The sequence below is a fragment of the Mesorhizobium sp. M4B.F.Ca.ET.214.01.1.1 genome (assembly GCF_004791545.1).
GTDB classification, from domain to species: domain Bacteria; phylum Pseudomonadota; class Alphaproteobacteria; order Rhizobiales; family Rhizobiaceae; genus Mesorhizobium; species Mesorhizobium abyssinicae.
In genome coordinates this window covers 1-283 of the sequence record NZ_SRUX01000290.1, presented here as the reverse complement: position 1 = coordinate 283, position 283 = coordinate 1, and the positions used below count along the sequence as shown (strand labels likewise).

Genomic DNA, 283 nt, shown 5'->3' with positions numbered 1-283 from the left:
CAACTACCCGCTCGGCGTCATGCACCACTACGAGATATCGGCCGACAGTGCCCAAACCTTCCTCAAGCAGGTGGCCAGGGGCGAGGTCGAAAAGGTGAGGGGTATCGAGGGCGTCTCCAAGAACCGCCGCTCGCTGCTGCCATACGGCGCGCTCGTGCTGCAGGAAATCATGACGGCGATGCAACCGTCCAGGATCGTCGTTTCGGCGCAAGGCGTGCGCGAAGGCTTTCTCTATTCACTGCTCGAGGCGGCCGAGCAGAAGGCCGATCCGCTGATCTCGGCC

Annotated in this window: 1 pseudogene; it reads left to right on the top strand. The window is 62.9% G+C overall.

Features of this window, described 5'->3' with window-relative positions:
• Nucleotides 1-283, top strand: a pseudogene (locus EN857_RS34285) (exopolyphosphatase); the annotation flags it as partial.